Below are 13,221 nucleotides of genomic sequence, written 5' to 3' on the forward strand. Positions count from 1 at the left end.
TTCCAGCCACAGTGGCGCTCTAGCGCGCACTATTAACTGTTAACTATTAACTGCCCTACTCCTTGTGCCGAAAAAACCGCTGGATACTGGAAAAATCTTTTTCGGAGTAGCCATGGTTTCCATGGGCCGCGTAGAGGCTTTTCGCCAGGTTACCCATAGGCGTGGCGGATTGCGTGCTCAGTCCCGCTTGCAATGCCAGACCCAGGTCCTTGTTCATCAATTTCACGGCGAAGCCGCCTTCGTAGTCTTTGGATGACGGTACGTTTTCCATGACGCCGGGCCAGGGGTTGTACTTGTCCAGGGACCAGTTGTCGCCGGAGCTGGCTTTCATGATCTCGGAAAGTACCGCCGGATCCAGACCGTGGTCGGCGCCCATCTGCAGGGCTTCGGCGGTGCCGATCATGTGGATGGCCAGCAGCATGTTGTTGCAGATTTTTGCCAGTTGGCCAGCGCCGTTGTCTCCGGCACGGAACACCTGGGCGCCCATGCATTCCAGTACCGGACGGGCCCGGTCAATGGCCTCTTCCTGGCCGCCACAGATAAAGGTGAGCGTGCCGGCCTTGGCACCACCGACGCCACCGGAGACCGGCGCATCGATCATTACCCTGCCCTGCTCTCTGGCGATGGCGGCTACGTCACGGGCGGTGTCTGCATCGATGGTGGAGCAGTCGATGATCAAGGCGCTTTTATCAATGTGTTGCAAGACGCCGTTGTCGCCGAGATAGAGACCGCGCACTGCTCCAGCGGAGGGCAGCATGCTGACAACCACGTCGACTCCAGCGACAGCGTCAACCGCACTACTCGCCGCCTTGGCACCTTCCTGAACGACGGTTTCCAGCAAGGCGGGCATCAGGTCAAACGCCACCACCTCATGACCGGCCTTGACCAGATTGGCCGCCATGGGCCCACCCATATGACCGACACCGAAGAATCCGATTTTCATTGTTATCTCTCCCTCGTTTTGTTGGAGATGTAGGAGCGGCGCTCGAGCCGCGAATGCAACTGGCACGGCTTTCGCAAGTATGTTCGCGGCTCAAGCGCCGCTCCTACGGTGTTTCATTTCTTATAAAAACGATAAATCTTTCAGCACATTGCGCGCGATAATCACGCGCATGATTTCGTTGGTCCCTTCCAGAATCTGGTGGACCCGCGCATCACGCACGTAACGCTCCAGCGGGTACTCACTGATATAGCCATAGCCGCCATGCAGTTGCAGTGCCTGGTTGCAGACGTTGAAACACAGATCCGTTGCCAGTCGTTTTGCCATGGCACACAGCATGCTTTTGTCGCTGTGATTCTGATCCAGTTTCCAGGCCGCCAGGCGCACCATCTGTTGGGCTGCCACCAGTTCTGTGGCCATGTCCGCCAGGGTGAATTGTACGGTCTGGAAATCACCAATGGCCTGGCCGAATTGTTTGCGTTCCTGCACGTATTGCTGGGCCTGGCGCAGGGCCGCCTGGGCGGCGCCCAGAGAGCAGCTGGCGATATTGATACGCCCGCCATCCAGACCGGCCATGGCGATACGAAAGCCCTGCCCTTCTTCACCGATCAGGCAGTCGCCCGGAATGCGTGCGTCTTCCAGAATCACCGCCCGGGTGGGCTGGCTCTTCCAGCCCATCTTGGCTTCGTTGCGACCATAGCTGACGCCGGGAGCATCCGCCGGCACCGCAAAGCAGGAAATGCCGCCGGCGCCGGGCCCACCGGTGCGCGCCATCAAGACCAGCACGTCAGTATCACCAGCCCCGGAGATAAACGCCTTGGCGCCGTTCAGCACATAGTCATCACCGTCTTTTTTCGCGGTGGTGCTTAACGAAGCCGCATCGGAACCGGTGCCCGGTTCGGTGAGGCAGTAGGACGCCAGTTTTTCCCCACTCATCAGGTCGGCGGCCCAGCGTGCCCGTATCGCATCGTTGCCGAAACGGGTGAGCATCCAGGTGGCCATATTGTGGATGGTGATGAAGGCGGTGGTAGAGGTGCAACCCTGGGAGAGTTGTTCAAAGATCAACGCCGCATCCAGCCGGCTCAATCCCATGCCCCCGTGCTCTTCATCGCAGTACAGGGAACAGAACCCCAACGCGCCGGCTTCACGAATGGCGTCTTTGGGGAAGAGGCTTTTGGCATCCCATTCTGCGGCAAACGGCGCCAGTGCTTTTTCAGAAAACTGTCTAGCCGTTTCGCGGAAAGCGATTTGTTCTTCTGTGAAAGAAAAGTCCACGACGCTTTGTCACCTTTATCGTGATTTCTTCGCCATGCGAGCATGGCTCCTACAGTATTTTTTCCACAGAGGGCACAGAGTTCACCGAGAAAAATAATTTCATGTTTTCTTTATAGCTTTCAGAAAATCGGAAATGTTTACCGTTATCTTCTACGCCTGAAGAAACATGAATCCAAAAACCCTCTGTACCTCAGTGCCCTCTGTGGTGAAAATTTATTTCAAATTAATGCTCATGTTCGGCCCAGCGGCAACCGGGATATCCGAATCGAACCAACGGCTGGTGACGGTTTTGGTTTCCGTATAGAAACGCACGCCCTGTTTGCCGTACGCGTGCTGGTCACCGTAGAACGAACCTTTCCAGCCGGTGAAACTGAAGAACGGCAGCGGCACCGGAATCGGCACATTGATACCCACCTGCCCCACTTCCACTTCGTGCTGATATTTCCGCGCGGCGGCACCGCTGGCGGTAAAGATGGAGGTGCCGTTGCCATAGGGGCTGTTGTTGACCAATGCCAGCGCTTCTTCCAGCGAATCCACGCACACGCAGCACAATACCGGACCGAAAATTTCTTCCTGATAAATCGCCATGTTGGCGGTCACATCGGTAAACAGGGTCGGCCCGACCCAGTTGCCGTCCGGCAGGCCTTCCACGGTGCAATCGGAGCCATCCAGCAGACAGGTGGCGCCTTCCTGCTTGCCCTGCTCGATCATTTTCAGCACCCGCTGTTTTGCCGCCGGGCTGATCTGTGGGCCATAGGCCGCCTCCGGGTCGTTCCAGGCACCGGGGCGAATCTGTGCAAACTGGCTGGCCAGCTCATCGATCCAGGCTTTGGAATCGCCCACGAACACTGCGACGCTGATGGCCATGCAACGCTGCCCCGCCGCCCCGCAGGAGGAACCCACCAGGCTGCTGACCACCTGATCCTTGTTGGCATCAGGCATGATCACCATGTGGTTCTTGGCACCGGCAAAACACTGCGCGCGCTTCATGTTGTCGGTGGCCGTGCGGTACACGTGCTGACCCACCGGCACCGAGCCCACAAACGAGACGGCCTTGATGTCCGGATGCGTGAGCAGGGTATCTACCTGTTCCTTGCCGCCATGCACCACCTGCAACAGGCCCGGCGCCGCACCGGCTTCCTGGAACAGTTCCGCCAGACGGTTAGGGGTCATCGGGTCTTGCTCGGAAGGCTTGAGCACAAAGGTGTTTCCGGCGGCGATGGCCAGCGGGAACATCCACAGGGGAATCATGGCCGGGAAGTTGAACGGGGTAATGCCGGCGCACACGCCCAGCGGTTGGGTCCAGGAATGGGTGTCGATACTGCGCGCTACGTTCTCCACAGTTTCGCCCATCATCAGCGAGGCGATGTTGGCGGCCTGCTCGGCCACTTCGATACCGCGCCACACGTCCCCTTTGGCATCCTCGAAGGTTTTGCCGGTTTCCTGGCTAAGAATTTCAGCAATCTCGTCGTGATGCTCTTTCAACAGCGCCTGATAGCGCAGCATCAACCGGGCACGCTCGGAGACCGGCACTTCCTTCCAGGTCTGGAACGCCGCCTTACCCGCCGCAATGGCCTGCTCCATTTCGTCGTCGGTGGCCGCCGGGGCTTCACACAGGATTTCCTGGGTGGCCGGGTTGGTCACAGGAATCCATTGGTCGGTCTGGCTGGCGACGAATTCGCCATTGATCAGCAGGGGCAGACGACGGGTCATGACAGCTCTCCACGCAAGTATTGTCGGTATGGGTCCCTTTGTAGCACAGGGATTGAGCGATAGAGATAGCCACTTTTGAGCCAAGATGGATTATATTGCGGTTTATGAGCCTTTCGACGACAACCGGTCAGCACCCGGCGGAAACCTCCCGTTGGCCCCTGCCCGACACCGGCCAGCGCACCGTGATTCCGCCGGCGGTGCTGGCCACCATGACCGCACATCCCCTCTGTCGCGGCTGCCTGCCCCATGGCGTCGGCTACTACCCCCATGCCGGCGGACACCGCATGCTGCGGGCAAAGCCGGCAGATGATCTGTTGATTTACTGCGTTGCTGGCCAAGGCCAATTGCAAGTTAATGGCCAGACATTACCGGTCACCGCCGGCGATCTGTTGCTGCTGCCAGCTGGCCTTGCGCATCACTACCAGGCCGATGACAGCGACCCCTGGAGTATTTATTGGGTGCACCTGGGTGGCGATGAGGCGCCGCGTTATTTTGACGAAATTGCCGGAGACAGTCCCGAGCGTTACCGGGTGACGGTGGGGGTGCATTCGCGGTTGGCGGAGGAATTTCAGGCCCTACTGGCTGCCGCCACCCGGGTGCAGCCGGAGCACCTGGTCTACGCCGCCAACCTGTTGCGCAGCCTGCTGGCCTTCGCAGCGCTGATGCGCCGTCAGCACACCACCCGCCACGCGTCTCTGGATATCAACCGGGTCAACAGCTACCTGCAAACCGCCCTCACCCGCCGGCTCAATCTGGACGAACTGGTGGCCGCCACCAGTGCGCTGTCGCGCTACCACTTTATTCGCGAATACAAACGCCAGACCGGGCAAACACCGATGCAGGCGTTCCAACGTATCAAGGTCAGCCATGCCTGCTATCTGCTGGATATCAGTGACGACACCGTGGCACAGATTGCCGCCTGGCTTGGCTATGACGACCCCTATTATTTTTCAAGATTATTTAAAAAAGTGATGGGGGTTTCGCCGCAGAGATATCGCCGTGAGCGTGGGCATTGACCACCTCCTCAGTCTGTCCGTTGGAGCCTTGCTTGCAAGGCGAATCAGGCCAGCAGGGCATTCGCCTTGCAAGCAAGGCTCCAACAATAGATGGAAAAGGGTAGAGATTTTATTTTTAATTTATTTTTTAAATTAGGCGCGGCTTGACCAGGTCATCGTCATGATATCGGCATGGTTTTCACACTGGAAAACATAGGCGCAACCGTAATCACCGAACCAGAAGGGCAGGGTGTCAGTGGAGTCCAGCTGCATGACAAAATTCATTTTTTTCTGGCAACACGGACAGGCCGGGTAGTCCACATGTTGCACCCAGTGCGGCCAGCCCAGCAGTTTGTCGCCAGCCCGCGGGGCAGGGCGGTGGGCATGGAGCAGGGCGAGGGTGCCATCGGGAAGATCATCGTTGATGGCCACGGTTTCCTGCTGATCGGGGAAATCGTTGTGGCGACTCCAGCCGGTCAGGGACTGCTCGGGAAAGGCATCGGGAATGGTCACCGGCAGGGCATCGAAACCGTGGGTCTGGTCGCGGGGAATCACCCGTGTCATTGAAGCCTCGGAGAAAGGCAAATGGGCCTGGCCGAGTACCTCGCATTCCTCTTCCATGTTGGTGCAGTAAAACACCTGCAGCACACCATCCCCGAAAGGCTGCCCGGCGTCCGCCGGCAGATCACCGGAATCCAGTTGCACGAACAACTGCATGGGCTGATGACAATGCCCGCAACAGGGCCAGGATTCATCCGGCCTGAGCAGAGGCAGACCACCAAACTTGGAGCGCGCTCCTGGCACAGCAGGCCCCACCCGGGGCCGCCAGGCGGACCGGGACAGGGGAGCAAGCTTGAGTTTGATTTCTTCGGGCAACATGAAACGTCCTCGTTCGGTCGTTTCAGCTTGCCCAGACTCTCGTGTCAGGGCAATTAACACCCTTCACAAATCTGCCACCAGGGCCATTTTGCTGACTGAGCGGAATGCAAATAGAGGCAGTTGATAATTGAGAATGGATAATTGATAACGCGCGAGATACGTTATCTGTTCTCCAAAGCTATGAGGCCGCGATCCCAGTATGGGCGCGGCCTCTGTGCTTTGAAGAACATTCCTGCTGTTCAATCGCGAACTATCAATTATCCATTCTCAATTATCAATTGCCTCAAACTGCTCCATCTGCCACCGCCCAAACGCCTGTTGCGCCTGTTCCAGTTGTTCGATCAGGCGTTGGCGTTTGCCGGGTTCGAATTTGCGGTTGGCCAGGGATTGCAGGGTCTTGTGCAGGCGTTGGCGGTCCTTGCGGTCCATGTGCTCCAGCCAGTGTTCGCCGGCGTCGTTGACTGCCAGCACGTCGCGGCCGGCGTGGTTGCGCTGGCTCACTTCGTAGCTGTGCACCAGGGCACGACCCAGTACCACGTAGGCGAACTGGGGGTCTTTCAGGGGGCCGTAGACCGCTTCGCGGAAGCCGCCGCTGAGCGGCCCCAGTTTCAGGCGGGTGAGTTTGTCGCCGTAGTAGTAGCTGCCGGCAGCGCCGAGCAGGCCGCCGACCAGCGCGCCGGTGCCCAGGGAAGCCCCCAGAACCACCGCATCCAGCCCGGCACCACCCACCGCACCGGCGCCGAAACCGGCGGCGGCCAGCTGGGTCTTGCTGATTCCCCAGAGCTGGCGGGTGCGTTCGCTGAACAGGTCGCCATCGTCCGGGGTCAGCAGGTCGCTTTCCTGTCGTTGCAGGCGACGATGCTGGTAGAGATCTTCCACCCCCCGGCGCAGGCGTTGCTCCCGCTCGCGCTGCCAGTTCTGCCAGCGTTGGCGCAGCTTGGGCAACAATGGCTTGGCGGCTTCGTGCTCGCCCAGACGGGCGCTTTCCTGATGGCCGAGCATGTCGATCAGGGCATCGGCGATGTGTTCCAGGGCCTGGCTGTCGCGGCCGAATTTGAGGGCCTGAAGGTATTCCAGGGCCGCATCCAGCGGTTCGCGCCAGTCCGGGGCCAGTTGCCCGAAGCTGCGCAGCAGATCCAGGTGCTTTTCAAAGGGGGCGTGGACCGCATCGAAGCGGCGCACGATCTGGAAGTACTGGCCCAGGGCTGCCTCCCAGTCGGCACTGTGGTCGTCGCTGCCGATCTGGTTGATCAGCGCAAGGCTGGGCCGGCCGGTCCAGCGCAGGATATTCATTTCCGCTTCGTGTTCGCGGTTATAGGGCACTGAGCCATCGACCACGTAAATGATGCCGGCGCCTTCCACGATAGGACGCAGCAGCTCGCATTCGTCGTGATAGCGCGGATCATCCGCATGCTGGGTGACGAAGGCCGCCACGGTGTCCGGGCGGTCGGAGGCGGACAGGCTGTGGCCCTGCAACCAGGCCAGCACCTTGCGCGGGCGCTGGAAGCCGGGGGTGTCGATAAGCTCGTAGAGGGTGACGTCGTCCACTTTCATGGGGTAGCGGTGGCTGTCACGGGTGGTGCCCGGCTCCATGGCGATGGCAATGGAGTCGTTCTGGGCCAGGGTGGCCACTACACTGGACTTGCCCTTGTTGGGGTGGCCGACTACGGCAAAGCGGGGCTGTTGTTGGGCCGTTTCGTTCATGGTTGTTCCTGTTCCCGGGGGGCGCACAACAGCAGCTGGCTGTCACCCTGACGGTCCACAAAGCGTTGCCACTGGGCCAGCAGGCCGGCATCGGTGAGTGCAGCACCCTGTTCGTCCGCCAGTGGCACCAGCGCCAGCAGGGTGGCGGCGGGCCAGTGATCGCGGGCATCGAGAATAAAATCGCTGAGTTCACCGGTGGGCGGCTCCCAACCCCGGGTGATCAATATCACCGGCTGGTTGCGGGCGCCGGTCTGTTCCAGCACCTGGGCATCCTCGTCCAGGGAATTGTTGCCCCCGGCACGGCGCTGTAGCGGCGCTGGATCGCGGCTGAGTCGAGGTAACAGCGCGGAAGCCTCCATGGCAGCACCGGCCCAGTGGATCAGGGTGGCGCTGTCCGGCAGGGGCGACAGCACGGTTTGCGCCGCCGCCGGGGCGGGCTGGCTGTCTTCCTGGCCACGGGTTTCCACCCAGGGCGTCTCGAAGCGATAGAACAGCCCCTGCCAGCCCGGATGGGCGCGCAGGGCCAGGCCCGCCTGCCAGCGCAGCTGGAGGGCCGCCAGCATCAGCAGGAGCAGCCGGGGCAGCAGCACATAGACCAGCCAAAGCATCAGCACAAAGGGCCACCAGGTGCCGAGCAAGGCCGGATTGTCCGCCGGGGTGTCCGCAAGCCGGTAGAATTGGGAGGCGTTCACCAGCTCCGCGGAGGGTACCGCTGCCGGCCACAGGCTCTGCCAGGGCTGGGCCAGGGCTGCCACCATCTGGTGATAGCCGTCGGCGGAGGTCTGCAGGGTGGTGCTCCAGCCGAAGGCCAGATCCTGCACCACCACCAGGGCCAGCAGGGTAAGCAGGCCGCTGATGGCAAACAGCAGGCCACCGGTGTGGGCGATACGGGCACAGAGGGCCGGGCGCAGGGCCGCCAGCGGGTCGTCGCCCTGGCGCGGCCCCAGCAGGCTGCCCCAGGGCTGCCAGCCCAGCCAGGCCTGCAGGCTGGTGAACAGGGCCAGCAACAGTTGCAGGGCCACCAGCCCGATCAGCAGGGTCAGGTTGATCTGACGGCTGCCGTCATACCACAACAGTCCCAGCATGAAGCCCACCCCCAGCAGCGCGCCCAGGCCGGCAAACACCCAGCGGGCCTGGCGCCAGTGGCGCAGGCGCGGGTCGGCACCGGATTCACGGCGCTGGCCGTTCAGGGCATGCAGCGCTGCCAGCCAGGCGGGCACGGTGATCGGCTGTTTGTGTTCTTCCTGCTGCTGGGCAAAGCGACGGTCGCGGCGTTGCAGAAAGGCGTGGCTCTGTTGCACATCGCGACGGTACTGGTCGTCAAAATCCAGCAGCAGGGTCAGGGCCTTGGGCAAGGGGCGACCTCGAGGTTATTTGTCGTCCGCGGCTGCGGCCGGTTGCGGAAGCTGTTTGGGCGAGGTGTAATTCACCCCGTCGGTGGCGCAGGCACCGCAGGCGTTACCGTATTCGCCGAGAATGCCACCTTGCTCGTCGTAGCCGAAGGCAGGGCGGTAATCCATCGTGCAGGCTTGAGGCGGATCATCCGGGCAAGTGGTGGTGCCTTCCGGCAGCCCGGCCGGGTAGTCCGTGTCGTACTGGGTGGCGCAGGCGGTGGCCAGCAAGGCAAAGGCGGGCACAACCAGGGCAACAGCTTTCATTGACGATCTCCTGAAATAGTCGTCGAGGACCATGCATTGGAGATTCAAGCATAGTGAAAGTTCAGCGGCCACGCATGCTCCAGAGGAAAAACTTTTGTTAGACTTTCACCGTTGGAGCCTTGCTTGCAAGGCGAATCCTTTCAGAACAGCCGCCTCTTCGCCTTGCAAGCAAGGCTCCAACGAAAGACCGGTTTGTCAGGCATCGTTATTTTCCTGGCGGCGTCATTGCTTTCCCACTTTTTCTCACGAGGCTTCCATGGCGTCCAACATCGACTGGCGAAACATTCCCGCCGCTATCTGGCGTGGCCGCTCCTGCACCCTGCGGCCGGTGAGCCGGCCGGACCCGGTGCGGCTGGATGACCTGCTCGGTATCGATACCCAGAAAGCAAAAATCCTGCAGAACACGGAGCGGTTTCTGCGCGGCGAACCCTGTAACCATGTGCTGCTGTGGGGCAGCCGGGGCACCGGCAAGTCATCCATCGTCAAGGCATTGCTGAACGAGTACTCGCCGCGCGGACTGAGGGTGATCGAGGTGGACAAGGACGACCTGCAGGACCTGCCGGACATCGTCGATGATATCCGTGAACGTAGTCAGCGCTTTATCGTCTACTGCGATGACCTGTCATTCGAGGACGGGGAAAACCAGTACAAGCATCTGAAAAGCGTGCTGGAGGGCTCCCTGGAATTGCCGCCGGAAAATGTGCGCCTGTACGCCACCAGCAACCGCCGTCATCTAGTGCCGGAATACATGAAGGACAATGAGCAGAGCCAGGTGGTGGGCCGGGAGATTCATCACGGTGATGTGGTGGAGGAAAAGATTTCCCTGTCCGATCGCTTCGGGCTGGCGCTGAGCTTCTACCCGATCAGCGAACCACAGTATTTCGAGATCGTTGACCATCTGTTTGGCCCGGTAAAAGACAGAGCGAAATTGCACGTTCGCGCGCGCCGTTTTTCCATGGAAAAGGGTGTGCGCTCCGGGCGTACGGCGCGGCAGTTTTATAATCAGTTCTCTGGTGAACTGTAGAAAATCGGATTTTTACCACAGAGGACACAGAGGACACAGAGGACACAGAGGACACCGAGATAACAGGTTTTTACTCTGTGAACTCTGTGCCCTCTGTGGTGGAAAAGGTTTTTATGCACCGGCGCGCCATAGCCCAACTACAAACTTTGAACGGTAGCATCGCAGATCGCATTCACCGCTTTGCGGGCTGCGGGGATAACGCCGCCCATGGTGAGGAAACCGTGGACCAGTTGCGGGTAATCCAGTGAGGTGACATCCACCCCCACCGCCCGCAGTTTTTCGCCGTATTCCAACCCTTCGTCGCGCAGCGGGTCGGTGGCAGTGATCAGGATAGTCGACGGCAGGCCGGCCAGGTCCGGGTTGCGCAGGGGCGAAACGCGGTAGTCTTCGATCAGTGCCTGATCCTGAATGAACTGGCTGCGGAACCAGGTCAGCAACGCCAGATCCAGCCCGAAGCCCTGGCCCAGGGTCTGCACCGACGGATGCTTGAGGGCGCCGTCGGTGGTCGGGTAGATCAGCACTTGCAGGGCAGGCAGCGCCAGGCCGGCTTGTTTGGCCTGCTGGCAGACCACGGCGCTGAGATTGCCGCCCGCACTATCGCCCATCACCGCCAGCCGCTGCGGGTCCAGCCCCATGGCAGCGGTGTTATCGAGCAGCCAGCGCCAGGCGGCCAGGCAGTCATCGGCCGCCGCTGGAGACGGATGCTCCGGGGACAACCGGTAATCCACACTCAACACCACGGCATTGGTACGGTCGGCAATGTAGCGGCACAGGCGATCGTACTCATCCACCCCGCCCACGGTGAAACCACCGCCATGGAAAAACAGGATTGCCGGGGCCACCCGCGGCGCCAGGGCCGGACGATAACGCCGCACCCGCATCTGGCTGCCATCATCCAGCGGCACCTGATGATCCACCACCACCGGCAGGGGCACTGGCGCCACATCCAGCAGGTTGATGACATCACGGTACAGTCGGCGGGCCTGCTCTACGGTGCCGCTGTCCAGCGTCGGCTTGGCGCCGCTGAGCGCCAGCAGGAAGCGCAGGCGGGAATCCAGATGGGAGCGACTGTGGGTTTCCAGGCCGGCGGACAACTTGTCCAGCACCGCACCGGGCAGGCTCATCAGGGCACGCACCGCGCCACGCTCGAATACTGCAGGATTCATTGGTTTTCCTCTCTGTACCTGCCGCCTGCCCGTGTTGCATGTAGCGTGCGGCATAAAGCGTTACTAAAAATACCACTCCAGACCGCCTTCGATGCCGGTCACGGTGATGTAATCCTTGTCCACGTACTGCATGTACTGAAGCGTCAGCCCCAGATTGAAACTGGTGCGCACGCCGACACCGGCGCCAAAGGCCAGGCTGGTGTCATCATTGCGCGTGACATCATTCCAGCAGCGTATCGCGTTGCAACGGCGCCGACTGGTTTTCACCTTCACATCGGCAATGCCGGCAAAGCCCTGCACGAAAAACTCGTCCACATAGGCATCCACCACGGGCAGGGTAACCGGTGACTGGAAGGGCAGCCGGCCAGTGGCCAGCAAAGCGCCGATGTGATCTACGGTGTAATCCACCTTGTTGCGGCTGTTCTCTGCCCGCCAGGTATCACCGGACGGCGCCACCGCGGCGCGCAATTCCACCCCCCAGTGCGGGTCGATCATGCCGCCCAGACGCACACCCACCCCGGTGGGGGTCAGCTCGCGGCTGTCGTAATCCAGGGTGATGTTCATCAGGTTGCCGGCCACATAGCCGAAACGCTGGTCCTGATAGTGCGCCACCCCATCCGCCTGGCTGGCAGCAGAAAACAGTAGGCCGAGAAACAGAATCCCGTAACGCATGACAAGTCTTCCTTTTGTTATTGTTGGAGATGCGTCGTCATTATTTCATGGCGTGTTATACCATTGCTCGCCCGCAGAGTCCGGTCATCTGCGGCCTTTTTGCAGAGAAGGAAACCCATGTCCGTTTATACGCCGCTCAGTCACAGTCAGCTTGCCCTGGTTCTGGATAGTTACGGCTATCGGCTGCTGGATTTCCGGGCGGCCAGCCACGGCATCGAAAACAGCACCTTTCTAATTGAGGCCCAAGATCGCCACCAGCAGCCTGCGCCACTGGTGCTGACGATCTTCGAAACCCTGGACCACGATGCACTCGCCCCCTATCTGGTGTTGCTGGGCCACCTGGCGGAACAGGGTCTGCCGGTGCCCGCACCACTGACGGATCATCACGGCCAGGACCAGATCACTGTCGCCGGCAAGCCGGCGGTGCTGATGCCGCGCCTGCCCGGCGAGCACGATTTCGCCGTGGATCTGGACCGCTGCCGGCAGGTGGGCGCGCTGCTGGCCCGACTGCACCGCTGTGATACCGGCGCTCTGCTGGCGCTGCCCGATGAACGTCGGCGGCTGGAGACGCTGGCCACCCAGCTGAACCAGCTGCCGTACGATCACCGCGAGGGGGCCAGGGCGCTATTGAGCGACTGGCAGGCACGACCCGCCGGCACCACCCTGATCCACGGCGACCTGTTCCGCGACAACCTGCTGTGGCAACAGGGTCGCATCAGCGCCCTGCTGGACTTCTACAACGCCTGCCTGGATTACCCGGAATACGATCTGGCGGTGACCCTTAACGACTGGTGCGTGGACAGCAACGGTAAACCGGTGGCGGCACGGGAACAGGCGTTGCTGGAAGGCTATCGCGAACACGGCGGTCAGCTGGACGACAGCCTGTTACTGGAGGCGCTGGCGGTGGCTGCACTGCGCTTCTGGCTGTCGCGGCTGGCAGGGCCGGTGTCCGAGTATAGCGAGGGGCAAGGCAGCAAGGACCCGGAAGAGTTTGCGCGGATTTTTCAGTGGCGGAATGGGGCGTTGGCGGGGTAGGGGGAAGCCGTAAGCTACGAGCCTCTAGCTTCTAGCTGCGACGCGAAGAAAGCGTCTTGGTAACGATTTGCTTGTTCACTCCGCGCTGATGTTCTCTATAAAACACGAAAAAACCGCGCCCGGAGGGTGCGGTTTTTTCGTAGCTCGTAGCTCGTAGCTC

At 60.9% G+C, this 13,221-nt stretch carries 12 protein-coding genes; 3 read left to right on the forward strand and 9 right to left on the reverse strand.

The annotated features are described in order from the left end of the window. Window positions 1–55: 55 nt before the first annotated feature. From mmsB to B3Q33_RS06260, 3 genes are all read right to left on the reverse strand, one after another. Window positions 56–943 carry a 3-hydroxyisobutyrate dehydrogenase gene (mmsB, locus tag B3Q33_RS06250; RefSeq protein ID WP_035245906.1) on the reverse strand — a complete coding sequence of 296 codons (888 nt, stop codon included), beginning with the start codon at window positions 941–943 and terminating at the stop codon, window positions 56–58. Window positions 944–1,063: 120 nt separating this feature from the next. After that, window positions 1,064–2,215 carry an acyl-CoA dehydrogenase family protein gene (locus tag B3Q33_RS06255; protein ID WP_035245905.1) on the reverse strand — a complete coding sequence of 384 codons (1,152 nt, stop codon included), beginning with the start codon at window positions 2,213–2,215 and terminating at the stop codon, window positions 1,064–1,066. 213 nt (window positions 2,216–2,428) lie between these two features. Next, window positions 2,429–3,928 carry a CoA-acylating methylmalonate-semialdehyde dehydrogenase gene (locus tag B3Q33_RS06260; RefSeq protein ID WP_035245904.1) on the reverse strand — a complete coding sequence of 500 codons (1,500 nt, stop codon included), beginning with the start codon at window positions 3,926–3,928 and terminating at the stop codon, window positions 2,429–2,431. A 104-nt stretch (window positions 3,929–4,032) separates the two neighbouring features. Between B3Q33_RS06260 and B3Q33_RS06265 the strand changes: the two genes are divergently transcribed. Continuing rightward, a complete protein-coding gene (locus B3Q33_RS06265; protein ID WP_035245902.1) occupies window positions 4,033–4,944 on the forward strand; it encodes a helix-turn-helix domain-containing protein in 912 nt (303 codons plus the stop codon). A gap of 132 nt (window positions 4,945–5,076) precedes the next feature. On the opposite strand, the gene B3Q33_RS06270 is transcribed toward B3Q33_RS06265, so the two are convergent. The 4 genes from B3Q33_RS06270 to B3Q33_RS06285 form a co-directional block, all read right to left on the reverse strand. Continuing rightward, window positions 5,077–5,802, reverse strand: coding sequence for a DUF1963 domain-containing protein (locus B3Q33_RS06270; protein ID WP_035245901.1), 726 nt, complete (start codon window positions 5,800–5,802; stop codon window positions 5,077–5,079). Window positions 5,803–6,069: 267 nt separating this feature from the next. Continuing rightward, window positions 6,070–7,506 (reverse strand): GTPase/DUF3482 domain-containing protein, encoded by a 1,437-nt coding sequence (locus tag B3Q33_RS06275; protein ID WP_035245899.1) that lies wholly within the window; start codon window positions 7,504–7,506, stop codon window positions 6,070–6,072. Beyond that, a complete protein-coding gene (locus B3Q33_RS06280) occupies window positions 7,503–8,861 on the reverse strand; it encodes a DUF2868 domain-containing protein (protein WP_272961948.1) in 1,359 nt (452 codons plus the stop codon). Before B3Q33_RS06280 ends, B3Q33_RS06275 begins: the two co-directional genes overlap by 4 nt. A gap of 15 nt (window positions 8,862–8,876) precedes the next feature. Next, a complete protein-coding gene (locus B3Q33_RS06285) occupies window positions 8,877–9,164 on the reverse strand; it encodes a hypothetical protein (RefSeq protein ID WP_272961949.1) in 288 nt (95 codons plus the stop codon). A gap of 256 nt (window positions 9,165–9,420) precedes the next feature. On the opposite strand from B3Q33_RS06285, the gene B3Q33_RS06290 reads away from it, so the two are divergent. After that, entirely contained in the window at window positions 9,421–10,188 is a 768-nt protein-coding gene (locus B3Q33_RS06290; RefSeq protein WP_272961950.1) for an ATP-binding protein, read from the forward strand. 137 nt (window positions 10,189–10,325) lie between these two features. Here the strand turns inward: B3Q33_RS06290 and B3Q33_RS06295 are convergent, their stop codons facing one another. Together B3Q33_RS06295 and B3Q33_RS06300 are read right to left on the reverse strand one after the other, a co-directional pair. Continuing rightward, window positions 10,326–11,354 carry an alpha/beta hydrolase gene (locus tag B3Q33_RS06295; protein WP_272961951.1) on the reverse strand — a complete coding sequence of 343 codons (1,029 nt, stop codon included), beginning with the start codon at window positions 11,352–11,354 and terminating at the stop codon, window positions 10,326–10,328. 63 nt (window positions 11,355–11,417) lie between these two features. Further along, complete coding sequence (locus B3Q33_RS06300) at window positions 11,418–12,026, reverse strand: outer membrane beta-barrel protein (protein ID WP_272961952.1); 609 nt, start codon at window positions 12,024–12,026, stop codon at window positions 11,418–11,420. Between the two features lie 117 nt (window positions 12,027–12,143). Here B3Q33_RS06300 and B3Q33_RS06305 point away from each other — a divergent pair, with 117 nt between their 5' ends. Further along, window positions 12,144–13,061, forward strand: a complete 918-nt coding sequence (locus tag B3Q33_RS06305; protein WP_272980386.1) for a homoserine kinase — start codon at window positions 12,144–12,146, stop codon at window positions 13,059–13,061. Window positions 13,062–13,221: the final 160 nt, after the last annotated feature.

The organism is Alcanivorax sp. UBA3183, from assembly GCF_002364155.1.
Taxonomy (GTDB): Bacteria; Pseudomonadota; Gammaproteobacteria; order Pseudomonadales; family Alcanivoracaceae; genus Alcanivorax; species Alcanivorax jadensis.